We start from the raw sequence: 18530 nt of genomic DNA, 5'->3' as shown, positions 1-18530 counted from the left end.
TCTCTGCCGCCGCGTCAATGCCCACACGATCACGGTTCATTTGCCGGGCTCACCGGCCTCCAACGTGCACTGTCGGTGTGATCATCCCGCCATCCGGTCGCGGGCACGGCGCAGGAACGTTTGCTCCGCCGCGTTGCCGGTGCCGGCGATCGCCGCGTCGTACGCGATCCGGGCCTGCGCCGGACGATCGAGGCGGCGCAGCAGGTCGGCCCGGATCGCGTGCCACACGTGGTATCCGGTCAGGTCCAGCCGGTCCACTTCGGCCAGCGCGGCAGCCGGTCCGCGTACCTCGGCCAGCGCGACCGCCCGGTTCAGCGCCACCACCGGTCCGGGCGCGACGGCCGCGAGCCGGTCGTAGAGCGCGAGGATCTGCCGCCAGTCGGTGGCGGCGGCGGTGGGCGCGTCCGCGTGCACCGCGCCGATCGCGGCCTGGATCTGGTACGGGCCGGGCCGGTCCCGCCGCAGGCACCGGCGGACCAGATCCTGGCCCTCGGCGATCAGTTCCCGGTCCCATCGGCCACGGTCCTGCTCGGACAGCGACACCGGCGCCCCGTCCGGCCCGGTCCGGGCGTCCCGGCGCGACTCGGTGAGCAGCATCAGCGCGAGCAGGCCGAGCGCCTCCGGCTCGTCCGGCATCAGCGTCACCAGCAGCCGGCCCAGCCGGATCGCCTCGGCGCCCAGCTCGGCGCGGCCCAGCCGCTCCCCCACGCTCGCGGTGTGCCCCTCGTTGAAGATCAGATAGACCACCGCGAGCACCCCGCGCAGCCGGTCCGGCAGGTCGGCGTCGCGCGGCACCCGGTACGGGATACCGGCGTCACGGATCTTCGCCTTGGCCCGGACCAGACGCTGCGCCATGGTTCGCTCCGGCACCAGGAAGGCGCGCGCGATCTCGGCGGTGCTCAGGCCGCCGAGCAGGCGCAGCGTCAACGCCACCCGGGCGGGCGCGGCGAGCGCCGGATGGCAGCAGGTGAAGATCAGGCGCAGGCGGTCGTCGGGCACGGGCCCCTCCTCGGCGGGCGGGTCGGCGGCGTGCAGCAGGGCGGCCTCGGCGTGCCGGGCGGCCCGGGTGGCCTCGCGGCGCAACCTGTCGATCGCCCGGTTCCGGGCGGTGGTGATGATCCAGCCGGCCGGGCTGGGCGGCGGCCCGTCGGCGGCCCAGCGCGAGACGGCGATCGTGAACGCCTCCTGGACCGCCTCCTCGGCGAGGTCGATGTCGCCGAGGAGACGGACCAGGACGGCTACCGCGCGGCCGTACTCGGCCCGGAAGACCCGTTCGAGTTCGGTCATCCCTCGCCCTGGAACGGGCGGACCTCGATCGGCAGCGTGGTGGCCAGCGCGTAGCGGCGGCCCCAGTCCAGCGCGGCGTCCAGGTCGGGCGCCCGGATGATGGTGACGCCGCCCAGGTACTCCTTGCCCTCGGCGAACGGCCCGTCGGTGACCAGCACCTCGTCACCGGCCGGGCGCAGCACGGTGGCGGTCTGCGGGTCGTGCAGGCCGTTGCCGAACACCCAGCACCCGGCCTCCCGCAGGTCCCGGCCGATGGCCTCGACCTCACGCATCACCCCGGCCAGGAACTCCGGGTCCGGGCGGCCCTCGCCGGCGGGCTGGTACATGCTGATCAGGTACTGCTTCATCGGTTTCTCCTCACCGCCGTCGGACGGCCCCGCGCCGTCCCTTCACCCTCCACACGAACGACTGACGCCGGTTTCGACACGCCGGGCCGGGTGAATCCGGCCGGGAGCGGGGTACGCCGTCGCGTGCGCCGCCACCGGGTCGTCGTCGTGGGCGCCGGGTTCTCCGGGCTGGCCTGCGCGCTCGCGCTGGACGCCGCCGGCGCGCAGGTGCGGGTGCTGGAGGCGCGGGACCGGGTGGGCGGCCGGACGCTCAGCCGCCCGTTGCCCGGCGGCGGCTGGCTCGATCTGGGCGCGCAGTGGATCGGCCCCACCCAGGACCGGATGTACGCGCTCGTCGCCGCGTACGGCCTGGCCACGTTTCCCTCCCCCGCACACGGCGCGCCGACGCTGCTGCTCGGCGGGCGCCCGGCCACCGGCGAGCCGCCGGGACTGTCCGGGCTGCTGGGCACGCTGGACGAGATGACGGCCGGTGTCGACCCGGCCGCGCCGTGGCGGGCCGACGGGGCGGCGCGGTGGGACCGGATCACGTTCGGCGGCTGGCTCGACGCGAGCGGGGCCGACCCGGTCACCGCCGGGTACGCGGGCCGGATGCTCGCCGGTGGCCTGCTGGCCGCCTCGCCGGACGAGGTCTCGCTGCTGCACATGCTGTTCTACCTGCGCAGCGGCGGCGGCACCCGGTCGCTGCTGCGCATGGCAGGCGGTGCCCAGCAGGACCGGATCGCCGGTGGCCCGGCCGCGCTGGCCGAGCGGATGGCCGCCGCGCTGCCTCCCGGGAGCCTGCGCCTGCGCGCGCCGGTGGACGGCGTCGCGCAGGACGACGGCGGCGTGCGGGTGCGCTCCGGCGGCGAGACGCACCACGGCGACGCGGTGGTGGTCGCGCTGGCGCCGACGCTGGCCGGGCGCATCCGGTACGATCCGCCGCTGCCGCCGCTGCGCGACGGCCTGACCCAGCGGATGCCGATGGGCGTGGCGCTCAAGGTCCACGCGCTCTACCCGGAGCCGTTCTGGCGGGCCGACGGCCGCTCCGGGGTGTCCAGCACGGACACCGGACCGCTGACCGAGACGGTGGACAACTCGCTGCCGGACGCGTCGGGCGGGGTCCTCACCGCGTTCAGCTACGGCGCGCAGGCCCGGGCGCTGCGCCGGCTGCCGGAGGACGCGCGCCGGGACGCGCTGCGCGACGCGCTCGCCGCGATCTTCGGCCCGGCCGCCGCGCGCCCCGACGACCTCGTCGAGTACGACTGGTCGGCAGACGAGTGGACGCGCGGCTGCTTCTGCGGCGTCCTGCCGCCCGGCGCGTGGCGCGACTACGGCCCGGAGTTGCGGACGCCGGCCGGGCGGGTGCACTGGGCCGGCACCGAGACCGCGACCCGGTGGAGCGGCTACCTGGAGGGCGCGGTGACCGCCGGCGAGCGCGCCGCCGCCGAGGCGCTCGCCCAACTCGGCTGAGCACCCTGTCCAGCGAGATTCTTCGATGTGTTCTATTGAAAAGTTTCTCCGCCCTGTGCACTAATGACGACAGTTCCTTTCGTCATACTCCCGCCGCCGGAGCGCGGCAACCCCCAGGGAGGACAGATGCACGAATCGATCCGATCGGCGCTGCGCGCGGCCGGAGCCGCGCTGCTCGCCACCGTCACCGTCGCCGCCGCAACCCTGTCCGGGACGGCCCCCGCCTCCGCCGCCCCGGCCGGACTACCAGGCATGGACGTCTCCAGCTACCAGGGCAACGTGAACTGGTCCGGCGCGTGGGCCAACGGCGCCCGGTTCGCGTACGTCAAGGCCACCGAGGGCACGTACTACACCAACCCGTACTTCGCCCAGCAGTACAACGGCTCCTACAACGTCGGGATGATCCGCGGCTCGTACCACTTCGCCCGCCCCGACACCACCAGCGGCGCCGTCCAGGCCAACTACTTCGTCGACCACGGCGGCGGCTGGTCCAAGGACGGGCGGACGCTGCCCGGCGCACTGGACATCGAGTACAACCCGTACGGCGCGACCTGCTACGGGCTGAGCCAGGCGTCGATGCGCAGCTGGATCGCCTCGTTCGTCAACCAGTACCACGCCCGCACCGGCCGGTGGGCCACCATCTACACCACCACCGACTGGTGGAGCACCTGCACCGGCAACACCTCGCAGTTCGCCGCCAACAACCCCCTGTGGATCGCCAGGTACTCCAGCAGCGTCGGCACGCTGCCGGCGGGCTGGGGCACGTACTCGTTCTGGCAGTGGTCCTCCTCCGGTGTCTTCCCCGGCGACCAGAACGTCTGGAACGGCTCGCTCGACCGGCTGCGCGTCCTGGCCTGCAACGGACCCTGCTGACCCCGGCCCGGACGTGGCGGGCGGTGCCGGTCCCGCCACGCCCGGCCGTCCCTCTCTCCCGAGGAGCTGCGATGTCTGTTCCTGTCCCCCGGCGGACCGTACTGCGTGGCGCGGTCCTGCTCGGCGCCGCCGCCGGCGTCGGCGCGCTGACCCAGATCAGCTCCGGCCCCGACGCGCGGGCCGCCGCCACCCGTGTCGACCAGCCGACCATCGCCAACTGCGCGACCTGGGGCGCCCGCCCGCCCTCGTCGCCGGTGAGCGTGGTGGCCAGCCGGCCCAACAAGATCATCGTGCACCACACCGCGTTCCCGAACACGACCGACTACAGCCTCGCCCAGGCGTACCGCAACTCCCGCGACATCCAGAACCTGCACATGGACAGCAACGGCTGGCTCGACTCCGGGCAGCACTTCACCAACAGCCGGGGCGGCTACCTGACCGAGGGCCGGCACGGCAGCCTCTACGCGCTGCTGCACGGCCAGACCATGGTGCAGGGCGCGCACTGCGTCGGGCAGAACAGCCAGGCCATCGGCATCGAGAACGACGGCATCTACGTGGACGTGCAGCCGCCCCAGGCGCTCTGGAACAGCCTCGTCACGTTCTGCGCGTTCACCTGCCAGCAGTACGGCATCCCGCCGAGCGAGATCTACGGGCACAAGGACTTCAACAACACGCAGTGCCCGGGGCTGCTGCACGACCGCCTGCCGGAGCTGCGCCGTACCGTCGCCGCTCGTCTCGGCGGCTGACCACGGGGGTACGTGGGGCGCCCGGGTGCGACGGGCGTCCCGCGTACGTCAGCCCTGGCTTATATAAGCCTGCTCTGATACAAAGGTGTTGTGCACGCCTTCGACGTCCTCGGCGACCCGGTCCGCCGCCGGATCCTGGAACTGCTCGCCGACGGTGAGCAGCCCGCCGGGACGCTCGGTGAGACGGTCCGGCGCGAGTTCGGCATCAGCCAGCCCGCCGTCTCGCAGCACCTCAAGGTGTTGCGCGAACACGGCTTCACCACGGTGCGCGCCGAGGGCACCCGCCGGCTCTACGCCGTGGACCCCGGCCCGCTGCGCGAGATCGACGCGTGGCTGGCCGGGTTCCGCCGCTTCTGGACGCCACCACTGGCGGCACTCGCCACCGAGCTGGCCCGGGGCCGCCGCGAACGACGGCTGCGCGAGGACGACACCGCCAACGAGAGGACCGACCCATGATCGACGTGACCGGACAGATCAGCGCCGTCGAGCGCCGCATCGGCGACCGTACGCTCCCCGCCGGGCAGGCGCGGGTGCTCACCATCGCCCAGACGTACGACGCGCCGGTGGCCGACGTCTTCGACGCCTGCACCAACCCGGAACGGATACCCCGCTGGTTCCTGCCGGTCTCCGGCGACCTGAGCCTCGGCGGCCGCTACCAGCTGGAGGGCAACGCCGCCGGCACTGTCGAGCGCTGCGACCCGCCGCACGGCTTCGCCGCCACCTGGGAGTTCGGCGGCGAGGTGAGCTGGATCGAGGTGCGGCTGCGCGAGGCCGGCCCCGGGCGTACCCGATTCGAGCTGGAGCACGTCGCGCACGTCGACGACCAGCGGTGGGCCGAGTACGGCCCGGGCGCGGTCGGCATCGGCTGGGACCTGGCGCTGGTCGGGCTGGCCTCCCACTTCGCGGCCGACGGCACTGGCGTCGACCCGGCCGCCGCAGCCGAGTGGATGGCCTCGGAAGAGGGCCGCAGTTTCGTCACCGAGTCCAGCAAGAGCTGGACAACGGCAAGCATCGAGGCCGGCACCCCCGCCGACGAGGCGCACGCCGCAGGCGAGCGAGTGCGGTCCTTCTACACCCCCACCCCCACGCCCTGACCCCCTACCCTCCTCCCCCACCCTCTCCTCGTCGATCTTGCGGTTTGGGCCCTCAGAATGTCCGGTAGACGGATTTTGCGGGGCACCGAATCGCAAGATCGGCGGGTTCGGACCGCACGACAGGCTCGCCGGCCGCCTCGGCGCGGCCCTCGGTCCGGCTCTTCGAGATCTTGGAACGAAAGGGCCCCCATAGGGGCCGATTCCTTCCAAGATCTCTTCGCGTCTCGTGATGCGGAACACGGCTCTCTCCAGGCAGGACGTCCATGGTCGTCCCGGCGGGAGACGCGGGTGATCGGCGTGGGCAACGGCGCGCGCTGCCGCGGGGGAAATGCGGGGGTGGGATGTCGGTGGGGTGGGGCAGACTGCGGGGCATGCCGATCCGTTCCGTCGCCGACCTGACCGCCGCCGTCGACGCCGGTCAGACGCTCAAGTACCTGCACTTCTGGGGTCACCGGCCACAACGCGACGGCAGTGTCGGCGCGGGTTGCCTGAGCCAGTGGTGGCCGGCGGCGTTCACGGTGGACGGCCGCGAGTTCGCCACCGCCGAGCACTGGATGATGTGGCACAAGGCCACCCTCTTCAGTGACCACGCGGTCGCCGAGCGGGTGCTGACCGCCGGGCATCCGCACCGGGCCAAGGCGCTCGGCCGGCAGGTGCGCGACTTCGACGAGGCGACCTGGGTGGCCCGCCGCTACGAGATCGTGGTGGCCGGCAGCCTGGCCAAGTTCTCCCAGCACGAGACGTTGCGACGGTTCCTGCTCGGCACCGGCGACCGGGTGCTTGTCGAGGCCAGCCCGACGGACCGGATCTGGGGCATCGGCCTGACCGCCGCCGACCCGCGCGCCGCCGACCCGGCGACCTGGCGGGGCGACAACCTGCTCGGGTTCGCCCTGATGGAGGCGCGCGCCCAGCTCGCCGGCCCGAGGGGGTGACGCCTGAATCGTGCCGGAGATGCGGGTAACGTGCTGCGGCGTGACCCCGTACTCGCACTGCTCCTTCTGCGGCGCGGCCTACCCGGCGGGCGCCGGGTGGCCGCGGGTCTGCTCCTCCTGCGGCGAGACGGTGTGGCGCAACCCGCTACCGGTCGCGGTGGCGGTGCTGCCGGTGCGCACGCCGCAGGGGCTCGGCGTGGTCGTGGTACGCCGCGACATCGAACCGGCGCGCGGGCTGCTGGCCCTCCCGGGCGGCTTCGTCGAGTACGGCGAGGATTGGTCCGAGGCGCTCGTGCGGGAGCTGCGTGAGGAGACCGGGCTGCTGGCCGAGGCCGGCGAGGCGCGGCTGTTCGCGGTGCACGGCGCTCCGGCGGGCGGCACCATGATGGTCTTCGGGGTGCTGCCCGAGCGGGCGATCGGTGACCTGCCTCCGTCGGCGCCGACGGAGGAGGCCACCGAGTGGCTGGTGCTCAGCGATCCGGTCGAGCTGGCCTTCTCCACGCACACCCGGGTGCTCGCCGACTTCCTGGCCGGGCAACTTCCGCTCTGACCGGACCGAGCACGGCTGACCGAACCGAGCACGGCAGTGGCCGCCGGCACCACACCACACAGCGGCGGCCACGAAGCCGCGACGGTCAGCCGCGGGCCGGGACCGGCTGGGGTGAGAACGGCACGGCGGCCGGCACCTCGGTCTCCGGCTCGCCGGCCGGGTGCCGCCACAGTCCGCGCCGCCGCAGGATCGGCAGCACGCCCTCGCCGAACCAGTACGCCTCCTCCAGGTGCGGGTGGCCGGAGAGGATGAACTCGTCCAGGCCGAGCGCGTGGTACTCGGCGATCCGGTCGGCGACCTCGGTGTGGCTGCCGACCAGGGCGGTGCCCGCGCCGCCGCGGACCAGCCCGAATCCGGCCCACAGGTTCGGCGAGACCTCCAACCCGTCGCGGGAGCCGCCGTGCAGGTCGAGCATCCGCCGCTGCCCCTCGGACTCGCTGCGCCGCAGCCCTTCCTGCACCGCCCGCACGTCGGCCTCGGGGATGCCGTCGAGCAGCTTTCGCGCCTGGGCCCACGCCTCCTCGGCGGTGTCCCGGCTGATCACGTGCAGCCGGATGCCGTAGCGCAGCTCGCGCCCGGCCTCGGCGGCGAGCCCGCGGATCCAGTCCAGCTTGCCGGCCACCTGCGCGGGCGGTTCGCCCCAGGTCAGGTACACGTCGCTGTGCCGGACCGCCACCGGCCCGGCCGCGCCGGACGACCCGCCGAAGTAGACAGGCGGCACCGGGTCGGGCAGGCGGCTGAGCCGGGCGCCCTGGACCCGTACGTGGGCGCCGTCGTGGTCGACCGTCTCACCGCGCCACAGCGCCCGCACCACGTGCAGGAACTCGTCGGTACGCGCGTAGCGGGCGTCCTTGTCCAGGAAGTCGCCGTACGCGCGCTGCTCGGCGGACTCGCCACCGGTGACCACGTTGAGCAGCAGCCGGCCGCCGGACAGGCGCTGGAACGTGGCGGCCATCTGCGCGGCGAGGGTGGGTGAGAGCAGGCCGGGCCGGAACGCGACGAGGAACTTCAGCCGCTCAGTGACCTCGGTGAGCATGGCGGTGGTCAGCCAGGCGTCCTCGCACCACGCGCCGGTCGGGGTGAGCGCCCCGGCGAAGCCGAGCTGCTCGGCGGTGCGGGCGATCTGCCCCAGGTACGCGACGCTGGCCGGTCGCGCGCCGCCGGCGGTGCCGACCGGTACGCCGTGACCGCCGCCCACGATGTCCCGGCTGTCGCCGTAGGTCGGCAGGAACCAGTGGAAGGTGAGCGACATGGTGTGCCTCCGGTGCGCTGTCGGACGGCCGCCTCCTGAGTGGTGGGACGACCACGCCGACACACTACCCATAAAACCTATCGGGTTGGTAGGTTGCTGTCGCCCGTCGATGCCGGGCCCTTCCCCTCCCCGAGGAGTCGCCATGCGTACCCCCAGATCGCGCCGCCGCCCGGTGGCCGCGCTGCTCACCACCCTCGCGCTGCTCGCCGCGACGGCGCTGACGGCCTGCGGCGGCGAGGCGGCCGACGCCAGCGGCGGTGGCGACGGCCCGCTGCGGATCGGCTACCAGCGCTTCGGCGGGCTCAGCCTGGTCAAGGCGCGCGGCGACGCCAAGAACGTCACCTGGTCGCTGTTCGAGAGCGGCCCGGCCCTGACCGAGGCGCTCAAGGCCGGCTCGATCGACATCGGCCAGGTCGGCGAGGCCCCGCCGGTGTTCGCCGCCGCCGGGAAGATCCCGTTCTCCGTGGTCGGCACGTCCCAGCCGATCCCGCAGGGCGAGGCGGTTCTGGTCAAGGCGGACAGCCCGTATCGTGGATTCGCCGACCTGCGCGGGAAGACTGTCGCGCTGAACAAGGGCTCCAACGTGCACTGGCTGCTGGTGAAGCTGCTGGAGGCGAACAGGATGACGCTCGCCGACATCAAGGTGAAGTACCTCAAGCCCGCCGAGGGCCGGCCCGCGTTCGACAACGGGCAGGTCGACGCGTGGATCATCTGGGATCCCTACTTCGCGCTGGCCGAGCAGCCCGGCGTACGGGTGCTGGCCGACGCCACCGGCCTGGCCGGTAACCGCGAGTACGTGCTGGCCGCGCCGGACGCGGTGAAGAACCGCACCGCCGACGTGCAGGCGTTCCTGAACACGTACCGGCAGACCACGGACTGGGGCATCGCCCACCCGACCGAGCGGGCCGCCATCCTCGCCCCGGAGCTGAAGATCCCGCTCGACGTGACCACCCGGGCGCTGGCCCGCAGCGCCAAGCCGCTCGCCCCGGTCACAGCGGAGATCGGCGCGGAGTTGCAGGCCATCGCGGACAGCTTCGTGGAGCTGAAGCTGGTGCCCGGCCCGGTCGACATCGCCGGGCGGGTGGACGGCCGGTTCAACGAGGCGTTCCAGTGAGCGGTCCGGCGCTGGCCGAGGCGACAGCGCCTGTCGTACCCGATCAGGCGACGCCGCGGCGGTCGCGGGCCCGCGTCTCGCGGCGGTGGCGGCGCGCGGTGAGCCCGGTCGTGCTGGTGCTCGGCTGGGAGGTCGCCGCGCGCACCGGGCTGCTCGCCGCGGAGAAGCTGCCCGCGCCCAGCGCGGTGCTGGCGACCGGGTGGCGGCTGGCGCGCGACGGCACGCTCGGCGTGCACCTGCTCGACTCGCTCACCCGCGCCGCGCTCGGCCTGCTCATCGGCGGCGGCCTGGCGCTGGTGCTCGGCGCGGCGGCGGGGCTGCTGCGCCTCGGTGACGACCTGGTCGACCCGCCGGTGCAGATGGCCCGGATGCTGCCGCACCTGGGCCTGGTGCCGCTGCTGATCATCTGGGTCGGCATCGGCGAGTCGCTGAAGGTCACGCTGGTCGCGCTCGGTGCGTTCTTCCCGATCTACTTCAACACGTACGCCGGCATCCGCGACATCGACGAACGCCTGGTGGAGGCGGCGCGCACCTGCGGTCTCGGCGCGGCGGCCCGGCTGCGGCACGTGGTGCTGCCCGGCGCGCTGCCGGCGCTGTTCCTCGGGCTGCGGCTGGCCATCGGCGCGGCCTGGCTCAGCCTGGTCGTCGGCGAGCAGGTGAACGCGCAGACCGGCGTCGGCTTCCTGATGATGGAGGCGCGCGAGTTCAGCCAGACCGACGTGGTGGTGCTCGGCCTGCTCATCTACGCGCTGCTGGGTCTCGCCTCCGACCTGCTCATCCGGTACGCGGAGAGGAGGACGCTGGCATGGCGACGCGGACTGCGCGCGACCTGACCGGGCCGGTGCTCACCGCACGCGCGGTGACCCGGTCCTTCGGCCCGGCGGTGGTGCTGGCCGGGGTAAACGTGACCATCGCCGCCGGGGAGACGGTGGCGCTGCTGGGCGGCAGCGGATCCGGCAAGAGCACGCTGCTGCGCGTGCTCGCCGGGCTCGACGGCGACGCGGGCGGCGAGCACGCGGTGCACGGCACCGCCGCCGTGGTGTTCCAGGAGCACCGGCTGCTGCCGTGGAAGCGGGTCGCCGACAACGTGGCGCTCGGCCTGGCCGGGCCGGACGTGAGCGACCGGGTCGGCCGCGCGCTCGCCGAGGTCGGGCTCGCCGACCGGGGCCGGGCCTGGCCGGCCGAGCTGTCCGGCGGGCAGGCGCAGCGGGTCGCGGTGGCCCGCGCGCTGGTCCGCGAACCGGACCTGCTGCTGCTGGACGAGCCGTTCGGCGCACTCGACGCGCTGACCCGGCTGCGCATGCAGGGGCTGCTGCGGCGGCTGCGCGCCCAGCACGGCTTCGCCGCGCTGCTGGTCACCCACGACGTGGAGGAGGCGCTGCTGCTGGCCGACCGCGTCCTGCTCCTCGACGACGGCGTGATCGCCGAGGAGGTGACAGTCGGCCTCGGACCGGCGCCCAGCCCCGACGACCCGGCCCTCGGCGCGCTGCGCCGCCACCTGCTCGACCGTCTCGGCGTACCCGCCGGCTGACCGCGAGGGAGAACCGATGACCCGCTGGACCCCCGACCCGACCTTCTACCCCTCCCCCACGCTCGCCGCCTCCGCGCCGGCCGAGAAGCTCGCGTACGTCGCCGCGTTCGACCGGGCCGGGCAGCGCCCCGACGCCATCGCGGTGCTCGACACCGACCCGGACTCCGACTCGTACGGCCGGGTGGTGGGCTGGACCGAGCTGCCGAACACCGGCGACGAGCTGCACCACTTCGGGTGGAACGCGTGCAGCAGCGCGCTCTGCCCGACCGCGCCGCACCCGCACGTGGAGCGCCGCTACCTGATCGTGCCGGGCCTGCGCTCGTCCCGGATCCACGTGCTCGACACCAAGCCCGACCCGCGCCGGCCGAGCCTGGTCAAGGTCATCGAGGCGGAGGAACTCGGCAGGCGCGCCGGGTACTCCCGCCCGCACACAGTGCACTGCGGGCCGGACGGCATCTACGTCTCCGCGCTCGGCGGCGCCGACGGGCAGGAGGGACCCGGCGGCATCGCCGTGCTCGACCACACCACGTTCGAGGTACGCGGCGCGTGGGAGGCCGACCGGGGGCCGCAGTTCCTGGCGTACGACTTCTGGTGGCACTACACCCAGGACGTGCTGGTCACCAGCGAGTGGGGCACGCCGTCGATGATCGAGGACGGCATCGTCGGCGAGCTGCTGCTGGGCCGCAAATACGGGCACGCGATCCACTTCTGGGACCTGGCGAAGCGCCGGCACGTGCAGCGCGTCGACCTCGGCGACCAGTACCAGATGCCGCTGGAGCTGCGCCCCGCGCACGACCCGACGAAGTCGTACGGCTTCGTCGGCGTGGTGATCAGCGTCGAGGACCTGTCCGCCTCGATCTGGCTGTGGCACCGCGACGGCGACACCTGGGCGGTCACCAAGGTGATCGACATCCCGGCCGAGCCGGCCGACCCGGCCGACCTGCCGGACCTGCTCAAGCCGTTCGGGGCGGTCCCACCGCTGGTCACCGACATCGACCTGTCGGTGGACGACAGGTTCCTGCACGTCTCCTGCTGGGGCACCGGCGAGCTGATCCGCTACGACGTCAGCGACCCGTTCCACCCGGTACGCGTCGGCTCGGTGCGCCTGGGCGGCATCGTCAACCGCACGCCGCACCCGGCGTACCCGGACGAGCCGCTGGCCGGCGGCCCGCAGATGGTCGAGATCAGCCGCGACGGCCGCCGCGTCTACGTCAGCAACTCGCTCTACGGCGCCTGGGACGACCAGTTCTACCCCGACGGGGTGGGCGCCTGGGTGGCGAAGCTGGACGTCGACCCGGACAGCGGCGGCCTCGTGCCGGACCCGCGGTTCTTCCCGCGCGGGGACGAGTTCCGCGGCCTGCGCGTACACCAGACCCGGTTGCAGGGCGGCGACGCCTCGTCCGACTCGTACTGCTTCCCGTGACCGGCGCGACCTGGGCGGCGCTGGCCGGCCTCGGCGCGTTCCACGGCCTGAACCCGGCGATGGGCTGGCTGTTCGCGGTGGCCCGGGGCCTGCAGGAGCGCCGCCGGTCGGCGCTCCTGGCGGCCCTGCCGCCGATCGCCGCCGGGCACCTGGTGTCGGTGGCTGTGGTCGCCGCGCTGGTCAGCGCCACCCGGTCGGTGACGGCGAGCACCGTCGTCGCGGTGACCGGCGGGGTGCTGCTGGTCGGGTTCGGGCTGTGGCGGCTGCTGTCCGACCGGCACTTCCGCTGGGCCGGGATGCGGCTGTCGGCCGCGCAGCTCACCGCCTGGTCGTTCCTGATGTCGGCGGCGCACGGCGCGGGCCTGATGCTGCTGCCGGTGCTGCTCGCCGAACCGGCGGTCGGCGCCGGCCCGCACGCCGGGCACCTCGCCGCCGCGCCGGCCGGCGCGCTCACCGGCCTGTTCGCCGCGGCCGTGCACACCGCCGCCATGCTCGGCGTCGCGCTGGCCGTGGCCGTGGCCGTGTACGAGGTGCTCGGCGTCGGTGTGCTGCGCCGGGCCTGGTTCAACGTCGACCGGCTGTGGGCCGGTGTGCTCGTGGCGGCCGGTGTGGTGACGCTGCTCGGCGCGGCGTGACATTGTCGCCGACCTGCGGTGGATCGACGGGAAGTCCTACTGGTTGAATAGGAAAGGCAGCGTCGCCCACCCGGAGGTCAGCCGTGAGTCAGCACCCGTCCCCCGCCGAAGCCGTCCACGACGCCGACCGGAGCCGGCAGTGGCTCGCCGGGCAGGCCCACGGGCCGGGCGTCGACCGCGACCGGCTGCTGGAGGTGGGCGCGGCGATGGCCGCGGTGACCGCCGCCGCCGCGGAGCGCGAGCCGGTAGCGGTGGCGTCCGCGCCGGTCGGCGTCGACCCCGGCGCGCCCATCCTCAAGCCGCTGCCGGCGGACCTGCTGCGCCCGCTGGACACGAACGCCGAGATGCGCTGGCCGTCGATGGCCGGCCAGGGGTACGTGGTCCCGATCGACCGCTTCTTCGTCCGCAACCACACGGTCACGCCGCACCTGGACGCGGCCACCTGGCGGCTGCGCCTGTTCGGTGACGGCCTGCGCGGCGCGCCGGCCCCGGACAACGCGGTCGAGTTCGACCTCGACGAACTGCGCCGACTGCCCGCCGAGGAGCACGCGGCGCTGCTGGAGTGCGCCGGCAACGGGCGGCGCTACTTCGCCGAGCAGCAGGACGACCCCGCCCCGGGCGTGGCGTGGGGGCTGGGCAGCGTCGGCGTGGCCCGCTGGCGCGGCGTGCGGCTCGGCACGGTGCTGCGCCTGGCCGGGCTGCGCGACGAGGCGGTCGACGTGATGCCCGAGGGCCTCGACCCGGACTACGTCTCCGGCGGGGTCAACCTCGGCCGGGTACGCCGCCCGATGCCCATCGCGAAGGCGCTCGACGACGTGCTGCTGGCGTACGAGATGAACGGCGAGCCGCTCCCAGCCGACCACGGTTTCCCGGTGCGGGTCGTGGTGCCCGGCTGGGTCGGCATCGCCTCGATCAAGTGGGTGGGCGCGATCGAGGTCTCCACCACCCCGCTGTTCTCGCCGTGGAACACGCAGTTCTACCGCATGTTCGGCCCCGGCCACCCCGACGACGGCACCGCGCTCACCGCCCAGCCCGTGCGCAGCGCGTTCGAGCTGCCCTGGGACGTCCGGGTGCCGGCCGGCCAGGAGGTGCTGCTGACCGGCCGCTCCTGGTCCGGCAACGGCCCGATCGCGCACGTCGAGGTGGACACCGGCGACGGGTGGCGCCCGGCCGACCTGGTCGAGGCGGACCGGGGCAGCGCCTGGCAGCGCTGGACCGTCCGCTGGCGCCCGCCGGCCGCCGGCCGGCACGTCCTGCGCGCCCGCGCCACCGACTGCACCGGCGCCGTCCAGCCCGACCGGGCCGCCGTGAACGACCTCGCGTACCTCTTCGACGCCGTGGTGGCCCACCCGGTCACCGCCTGCTGACCGCCGCTCAGGTGGCGCCGAGGTAGGCCGGCGGCACGCTGTCGGTGAGCCACACCCCGTTCGCCGAACGGTAGAACAGGTGACCGGCAGCGGCCATCGCCGCCGCGTCCACGGTCAGCACCACCACCGCGCCGCCCCGGCGCGCCCCGACGCGCCGGGCCGTCGCCACATCCTGAGACAGGTGTACGTGGTGCCGCCCGCCCCGGCGCAGCCCCTGCGCCCGGATCGCGTCCAGCACGGCCTCGCCGGTGCCGTGGAACAGCCGGGGCGGCGGCGCGGCCGGGGTGAGGCCGAGGTCGACCGGAACCGAGTGCCCCTGGCTGGCGCGGATCCGGTCGACCCCGTCCGGGCCGGTCTCCACCGCGAAGCGCTGCTTGTCGTTGCCCGCGACCACGGCGTCCAGGTGGGCGCGGCTGATCCCCAGCCCGGCGAGCACGTCGGCGACCGGCACCCAGCCCGCCCGGTCGAGTCGCAGCCCGAACGCGTCGGGCCGGTGCCGCAACGCCAGCGACAGCCGCTTGCTCACCCGAACAAGATCCCGATGTTCCACCCGCCCAGTGTGGAGCCGCACCCTTCCTGTGTCGACGCAGTTCCGGTCCCCCGCCCCGCCGCGCCCTGCCCCGCCCTGCCTCGTCGATCTTGCCGTTTCGGCCCCCCGGGTGCCCGATTTACAAGCTTTTGACGGGGCAGAAACCCCATGATCGGCGAGCTGGAGGGCGGGAGGGCGGGACGAGCGGAAGGGCGGGTGGGCGGAGCGAGGGGGTCAGGCTGCGGCTCGGGCTGGGAGAGGGCGGCGGCGGTGGGACGGGTCGGTCAGCGTGGGCGGGGACCAGGCGCCGTCGGGCTGGTAGAGGTTCGTGCCGGGCGGGACGATCTCGTCGATGCGGTCCAGCACCGCGTCGTCGAGCGTCAGCTCCGCCCCGGCGAGCAGCGCGTCCAACTGGTCCATCGTGCGCGGTCCGATGATGGTCGACGTGACCGCCGGGTGCACGGCGGTGAACGCCACGGCGAGCTGCGGCAGCGCGCAGCCCACCTCGTCGGCGAGCGCGACCAGCTGCTCGACGGCGGCGTACTTGGCGGTGTTGCCCGGCAGCGCCGGGTCGAAGCGGGCCGGGGTGAGCGCCGGGCGCCCGGCGCCGAGGTCGACGGGCCGGCCCTGCCGGTACCGGCCGGACAGGAACCCGGAGGCCAGCGGACTCCACACCAGCACGCCCATCCGGTAGCGGCGGCAGACCGGCAGCACCGACGTCTCGATGCCGCGCGCCAGGATCGAGTACGGCGGCTGCTCGGTGCGGAAGCGGCCCAGCGCACGCCGCTCGGCGACGTGGTGCGCCTCCACGATCTCCTCGGCCGGGAAGGTCGAGCAGCCGAACGCGCGGATCTTCCCGGCCCGGACCAGGTCGGTGAGCGCGCCGAGCGTCTCCTCGACGTCGGTGGTGTGGTCGGGGCGGTGCACCTGGTAGAGGTCGATCCAGTCGGTGCCCAACCGGCGCAGGCTGTCCTCCACCGCCCGGACGATCCAGCGTCGCGAGTTGCCGCCCCGGTTGGGCCCCTCCCCCATCGGGAAGTGCACCTTCGTGGCGAGCACCACGTCGTCTCGCCGGCCGCGCAGGGCCTTGCCGACGATCTCCTCCGACTCGCCGGCCGAGTACATGTCGGCGGTGTCCACGAAGTTGATCCCGCGGTCGAGTGCCGCGTGGACGATCCGGGCGCAGTCGTCGTGGTCGGGGTTGCCGACCGCGCCGAACATCATGGTGCCGAGGCAGTGGACGCTGACCTCGATGCCGGTGCCGCCGAGGACGCGATAGCGCATGTGAACTCCCTGGTGTGCACCGCGTCGGCCGGGTGGCGCGCGGTCCAGCCACGGTAGGAGTTCGAGTGCGCTGGAGGTCAACCGTCGGCGGCGGGCTCCGCGCTGCCGGCGAGGTAACCGGCCGCCTGCAACTCGAACAGCTCCCGGTAGAGCCCACCCTCGGCCATCAACGTGTCGTGGTCGCCCGACTGCACGAGCCGGCCGTGGTCCATCACGAAGATCCGGTCGGCGTGCCGCACGTTCGCCAGCCGGTGGGTGATCAGCACGACGGCCCGGTCCGGGTGCCGCCGAAGGTGCTGGAAGAGGGCGTGCTCGGCACGCGCGTCCAGCGCGGCGGACGGTTCGTCACAGATCAGCAGCCGGGCGTCACGGTAGAGGCCGCGCGCGGCCACCAGCCGCTGCCACTGCCCGCCGGACAGGTCCTGACCGTCCTTGAACTGCCGGTCGAGCAGTGTCTCGTACCCGAACGGCAGCTCGCTGATCATGTCGTGGGCGGCGGCGTCCCGGGCGGCGGTCTCCACGCTGGGGCCGGGCCCGTCGGCGCGGTCGTGGCGGCCGACCCGGATGTTCTGCCGGGCGGTGAAGGGAAACTTCCACCAGTCCTGGCTCATCACCGCGACCTGGGCGGCGGTCTGCCGTGGGTCCAGTTCGGCTGCGTCCACGCCGTCCCAGCGGATCGTGCCGCCGGTGGGGTGGTAGAGGCCGGCGATCAGCTTCGCGAGCGTGGTCTTGCCGGAGCCGTTCTCCCCCACCAGCGCGACCACCTCGCCGCGCCGGACCGTCAGGCTGACCTCGTCTACCGCCGCGGTGTCGGTGTCCGGGTAGCGCAGGCTGACCCGCTCGACGTCGATCCGCGTGAACCCGTCGACCGGCAGGTGCCCGCCGGCCGGGATCCGCCGGGTGGCCCGGTCGAGGAAGTCGCGGTAGTCCTGGTAGTAGAGGGCGTCCTCGTAGAGCGAGTTGGTGGCGAAGATCGCCGTGCGCAGGCTCGTACGCGCGGACTGGAGCGCGAGCAGCGCGGTGGCCGCCGCCGCCAGCGCCACCACGCCACTGACCAGCAGCGCGCCCAGCACCAGGTAGAGGCCGAACGTGGCGACGCCGGTGATGGACAGGCCGATCGCCCGGGTGACCGTCTGCGCGCGGGCCAGGCGCAGCTCGGCGTGGGTCTCCAGGCGCGTCATGAGGTGGTATTCGGAGAGCAGGAAGTCGCGCATCTGGTAGGCGCGGATCTCGGCCGCGGTATGCCGGTTGGCCATCAGGTCGCCCAGCATCCACTTGCGTCGCCGCCGGGTGATCCGGGCGAGCCAGTCGACGTGCTGTCGGCGGGCCATCCGTACCGCGGTCACCGCCTCCGGCGCGGCGGCGACGACCAGGCAGGGCAGCAGCAGCGGGTGGATGATCGTCACCGCGGTAGCAGTGGCGATCACGCCGACCGCGCCGGTGACCAGGTTGACGGTGTCGTTGACCAGGGAGCCCGCCTCGGCCAGCCCGCGGTCACGGGCGCGGTCCATCTCCTCGGCGAAACCGGCGTCGTCGAAGGCCGCCAGTTCCACAGCGGACGTCGTCTCGAACAGCCGCCGCTCCACCGTGAAGTTGATCTGCGGTACGAGCCGGGCCTGCGCCCATCCGGCGGCGATGGTCAGCGCGCCGCGCCCGGCCACGGCGGCCGCCGCCACCGCCAGGGCGGGCAGCGCGGCCCGGATCCGGTCCGGTGTCGGGCCCGCCGCGAACAACTGGTGGAGTACCCCGGTGGTGGCGAGCAGGCCCAGCGTGGTGAGCACGCCGGCGGCGACGTTGAGGCCCAGCGAGGCGGCGGTGTCCCGGCGGCTGGTAGCCCAGGCGAGGCTGATGGCCTCGCGGATCAGCGCGGGCAACCGGCGCGCCACCGACCAGAACCCGGTGTGGGCCAGTTCGGTGGCCCGGTGCATCCAGTGCGGATCGACGAGCTCGGGCAGGGTCGTCTCCCCGGCCGGCTCCTCCGGGTCGGACGGCGGACGAGGATGGATCACCCCGGCCATGGCACCCCCTCGACGCGTTCGGGCAGCAACGCTGGATACTACGGTCCGCTATCGAAGGATGTCATTGCGTGATCGGCGTGTCGTACAGACGTCCCAACG

The 18530-nt window shown here is 73.9% G+C and carries 19 protein-coding genes; 13 read left to right on the top strand and 6 right to left on the bottom strand.

Features of this window, described 5'->3' with window-relative positions; translation table 11 throughout:
- Positions 1-81: 81 nt before the first annotated feature.
- Entirely contained in the window at positions 82-1287 is a 1206-nt protein-coding gene (locus tag AMK25_RS11675; protein WP_073828363.1) for an RNA polymerase sigma factor, read from the bottom strand.
- The gene (locus AMK25_RS11670; protein WP_013286726.1) at positions 1284-1634 is read right to left on the bottom strand and encodes a YciI family protein; all 351 of its coding nucleotides are present in this window, start codon (positions 1632-1634) and stop codon (positions 1284-1286) included. Before AMK25_RS11670 ends, AMK25_RS11675 begins: the two co-directional genes overlap by 4 nt.
- A gap of 90 nt (positions 1635-1724) precedes the next feature.
- On the opposite strand from AMK25_RS11670, the gene AMK25_RS11665 reads away from it, so the two are divergent.
- The 7 genes from AMK25_RS11665 (at position 1725) to AMK25_RS11635 (ending at position 7278) form a co-directional block, all read left to right on the top strand.
- On the top strand, positions 1725-3083 hold the full coding sequence (locus tag AMK25_RS11665) for a flavin monoamine oxidase family protein (protein WP_241826330.1): 1359 nt from the start codon (positions 1725-1727) through the stop codon (positions 3081-3083).
- A gap of 126 nt (positions 3084-3209) precedes the next feature.
- Complete coding sequence (locus AMK25_RS11660; protein WP_073828361.1) at positions 3210-3956, top strand: lysozyme; 747 nt, start codon at positions 3210-3212, stop codon at positions 3954-3956.
- Positions 3957-4027: 71 nt separating this feature from the next.
- Complete coding sequence (locus tag AMK25_RS11655) at positions 4028-4702, top strand: peptidoglycan recognition protein family protein (protein WP_073828360.1); 675 nt, start codon at positions 4028-4030, stop codon at positions 4700-4702.
- Between the two features lie 90 nt (positions 4703-4792).
- The gene (locus AMK25_RS11650; RefSeq protein WP_073828359.1) at positions 4793-5158 is read left to right on the top strand and encodes an ArsR/SmtB family transcription factor; all 366 of its coding nucleotides are present in this window, start codon (positions 4793-4795) and stop codon (positions 5156-5158) included.
- Complete coding sequence (locus AMK25_RS11645; protein ID WP_073828358.1) at positions 5155-5796, top strand: SRPBCC family protein; 642 nt, start codon at positions 5155-5157, stop codon at positions 5794-5796. Before AMK25_RS11650 ends, AMK25_RS11645 begins: the two co-directional genes overlap by 4 nt.
- Before the next feature lie 371 nt (positions 5797-6167).
- A complete protein-coding gene (locus AMK25_RS11640; protein WP_443189905.1) occupies positions 6168-6728 on the top strand; it encodes an NADAR family protein in 561 nt (186 codons plus the stop codon).
- A gap of 40 nt (positions 6729-6768) precedes the next feature.
- Positions 6769-7278, top strand: coding sequence for an NUDIX domain-containing protein (locus tag AMK25_RS11635; RefSeq protein ID WP_073828356.1), 510 nt, complete (start codon positions 6769-6771; stop codon positions 7276-7278).
- Positions 7279-7363: 85 nt separating this feature from the next.
- On the opposite strand, the gene AMK25_RS11630 is transcribed toward AMK25_RS11635, so the two are convergent.
- Positions 7364-8530, bottom strand: a complete 1167-nt coding sequence (locus AMK25_RS11630) for an LLM class flavin-dependent oxidoreductase (protein ID WP_073828355.1) — start codon at positions 8528-8530, stop codon at positions 7364-7366.
- A 142-nt stretch (positions 8531-8672) separates the two neighbouring features.
- Between AMK25_RS11630 and AMK25_RS11625 the strand changes: the two genes are divergently transcribed.
- The 6 genes from AMK25_RS11625 to AMK25_RS11600 all read left to right on the top strand — a co-directional run bounded on the left by AMK25_RS11625 (position 8673) and on the right by AMK25_RS11600 (position 14600).
- Positions 8673-9644, top strand: a complete 972-nt coding sequence (locus AMK25_RS11625; RefSeq protein WP_073828354.1) for a sulfonate ABC transporter substrate-binding protein — start codon at positions 8673-8675, stop codon at positions 9642-9644.
- Complete coding sequence (locus tag AMK25_RS11620) at positions 9641-10477, top strand: ABC transporter permease (protein ID WP_073828353.1); 837 nt, start codon at positions 9641-9643, stop codon at positions 10475-10477. Before AMK25_RS11625 ends, AMK25_RS11620 begins: the two co-directional genes overlap by 4 nt.
- Complete coding sequence (locus AMK25_RS11615) at positions 10450-11175, top strand: ABC transporter ATP-binding protein (protein WP_073828352.1); 726 nt, start codon at positions 10450-10452, stop codon at positions 11173-11175. The genes AMK25_RS11620 and AMK25_RS11615 overlap by 28 nt, the downstream gene beginning before the upstream one ends.
- Positions 11176-11191: 16 nt before the next feature.
- Positions 11192-12598, top strand: coding sequence for a selenium-binding family protein (locus AMK25_RS11610; RefSeq protein ID WP_073828351.1), 1407 nt, complete (start codon positions 11192-11194; stop codon positions 12596-12598).
- Positions 12595-13233, top strand: a complete 639-nt coding sequence (locus tag AMK25_RS11605) for a hypothetical protein (protein ID WP_073828350.1) — start codon at positions 12595-12597, stop codon at positions 13231-13233. Before AMK25_RS11610 ends, AMK25_RS11605 begins: the two co-directional genes overlap by 4 nt.
- An 83-nt stretch (positions 13234-13316) precedes the next feature.
- A complete protein-coding gene (locus AMK25_RS11600; RefSeq protein WP_073828349.1) occupies positions 13317-14600 on the top strand; it encodes a sulfite oxidase in 1284 nt (427 codons plus the stop codon).
- Positions 14601-14607: 7 nt separating this feature from the next.
- On the opposite strand, the gene AMK25_RS11595 is transcribed toward AMK25_RS11600, so the two are convergent.
- The 3 genes from AMK25_RS11595 to AMK25_RS11585 form a co-directional block, all read right to left on the bottom strand.
- A complete protein-coding gene (locus tag AMK25_RS11595) occupies positions 14608-15150 on the bottom strand; it encodes an RNA 2'-phosphotransferase (RefSeq protein WP_073828348.1) in 543 nt (180 codons plus the stop codon).
- 213 nt (positions 15151-15363) lie between these two features.
- Positions 15364-16413 carry an aldo/keto reductase gene (locus AMK25_RS11590; protein WP_073828347.1) on the bottom strand — a complete coding sequence of 350 codons (1050 nt, stop codon included), beginning with the start codon at positions 16411-16413 and terminating at the stop codon, positions 15364-15366.
- 77 nt (positions 16414-16490) lie between these two features.
- Complete coding sequence (locus tag AMK25_RS11585) at positions 16491-18431, bottom strand: ABC transporter ATP-binding protein (protein WP_073828346.1); 1941 nt, start codon at positions 18429-18431, stop codon at positions 16491-16493.
- Positions 18432-18530: the final 99 nt, after the last annotated feature.

The sequence above is a fragment of the Micromonospora sp. TSRI0369 genome (genome assembly GCF_001905625.1).
GTDB classification, from domain to species: Bacteria; Actinomycetota; Actinomycetes; order Mycobacteriales; family Micromonosporaceae; genus Micromonospora; species Micromonospora echinospora_A.
This window is presented reverse-complemented; position numbering and strand designations above follow the sequence as displayed.

Coding starts and splice junctions, on each gene's coding strand:
- AMK25_RS11675 (WP_073828363.1), bottom strand. CDS start 1,287: ATGACCGAACTCGAACGGGTCTTCCGGGCCGAGTACGGCCGCGCGGTA.
- AMK25_RS11670 (WP_013286726.1), bottom strand. CDS start 1,634: ATGAAGCAGTACCTGATCAGCATGTACCAGCCCGCCGGCGAGGGCCGC.
- AMK25_RS11660 (WP_073828361.1), top strand. CDS start 3,210: ATGCACGAATCGATCCGATCGGCGCTGCGCGCGGCCGGAGCCGCGCTG.
- AMK25_RS11655 (WP_073828360.1), top strand. CDS start 4,028: ATGTCTGTTCCTGTCCCCCGGCGGACCGTACTGCGTGGCGCGGTCCTG.
- AMK25_RS11645 (WP_073828358.1), top strand. CDS start 5,155: ATGATCGACGTGACCGGACAGATCAGCGCCGTCGAGCGCCGCATCGGC.
- AMK25_RS11640 (WP_443189905.1), top strand. CDS start 6,168: ATGCCGATCCGTTCCGTCGCCGACCTGACCGCCGCCGTCGACGCCGGT.
- AMK25_RS11630 (WP_073828355.1), bottom strand. CDS start 8,530: ATGTCGCTCACCTTCCACTGGTTCCTGCCGACCTACGGCGACAGCCGG.
- AMK25_RS11625 (WP_073828354.1), top strand. CDS start 8,673: ATGCGTACCCCCAGATCGCGCCGCCGCCCGGTGGCCGCGCTGCTCACC.
- AMK25_RS11615 (WP_073828352.1), top strand. CDS start 10,450: ATGGCGACGCGGACTGCGCGCGACCTGACCGGGCCGGTGCTCACCGCA.
- AMK25_RS11610 (WP_073828351.1), top strand. CDS start 11,192: ATGACCCGCTGGACCCCCGACCCGACCTTCTACCCCTCCCCCACGCTC.
- AMK25_RS11590 (WP_073828347.1), bottom strand. CDS start 16,413: ATGCGCTATCGCGTCCTCGGCGGCACCGGCATCGAGGTCAGCGTCCAC.
- AMK25_RS11585 (WP_073828346.1), bottom strand. CDS start 18,431: ATGGCCGGGGTGATCCATCCTCGTCCGCCGTCCGACCCGGAGGAGCCG.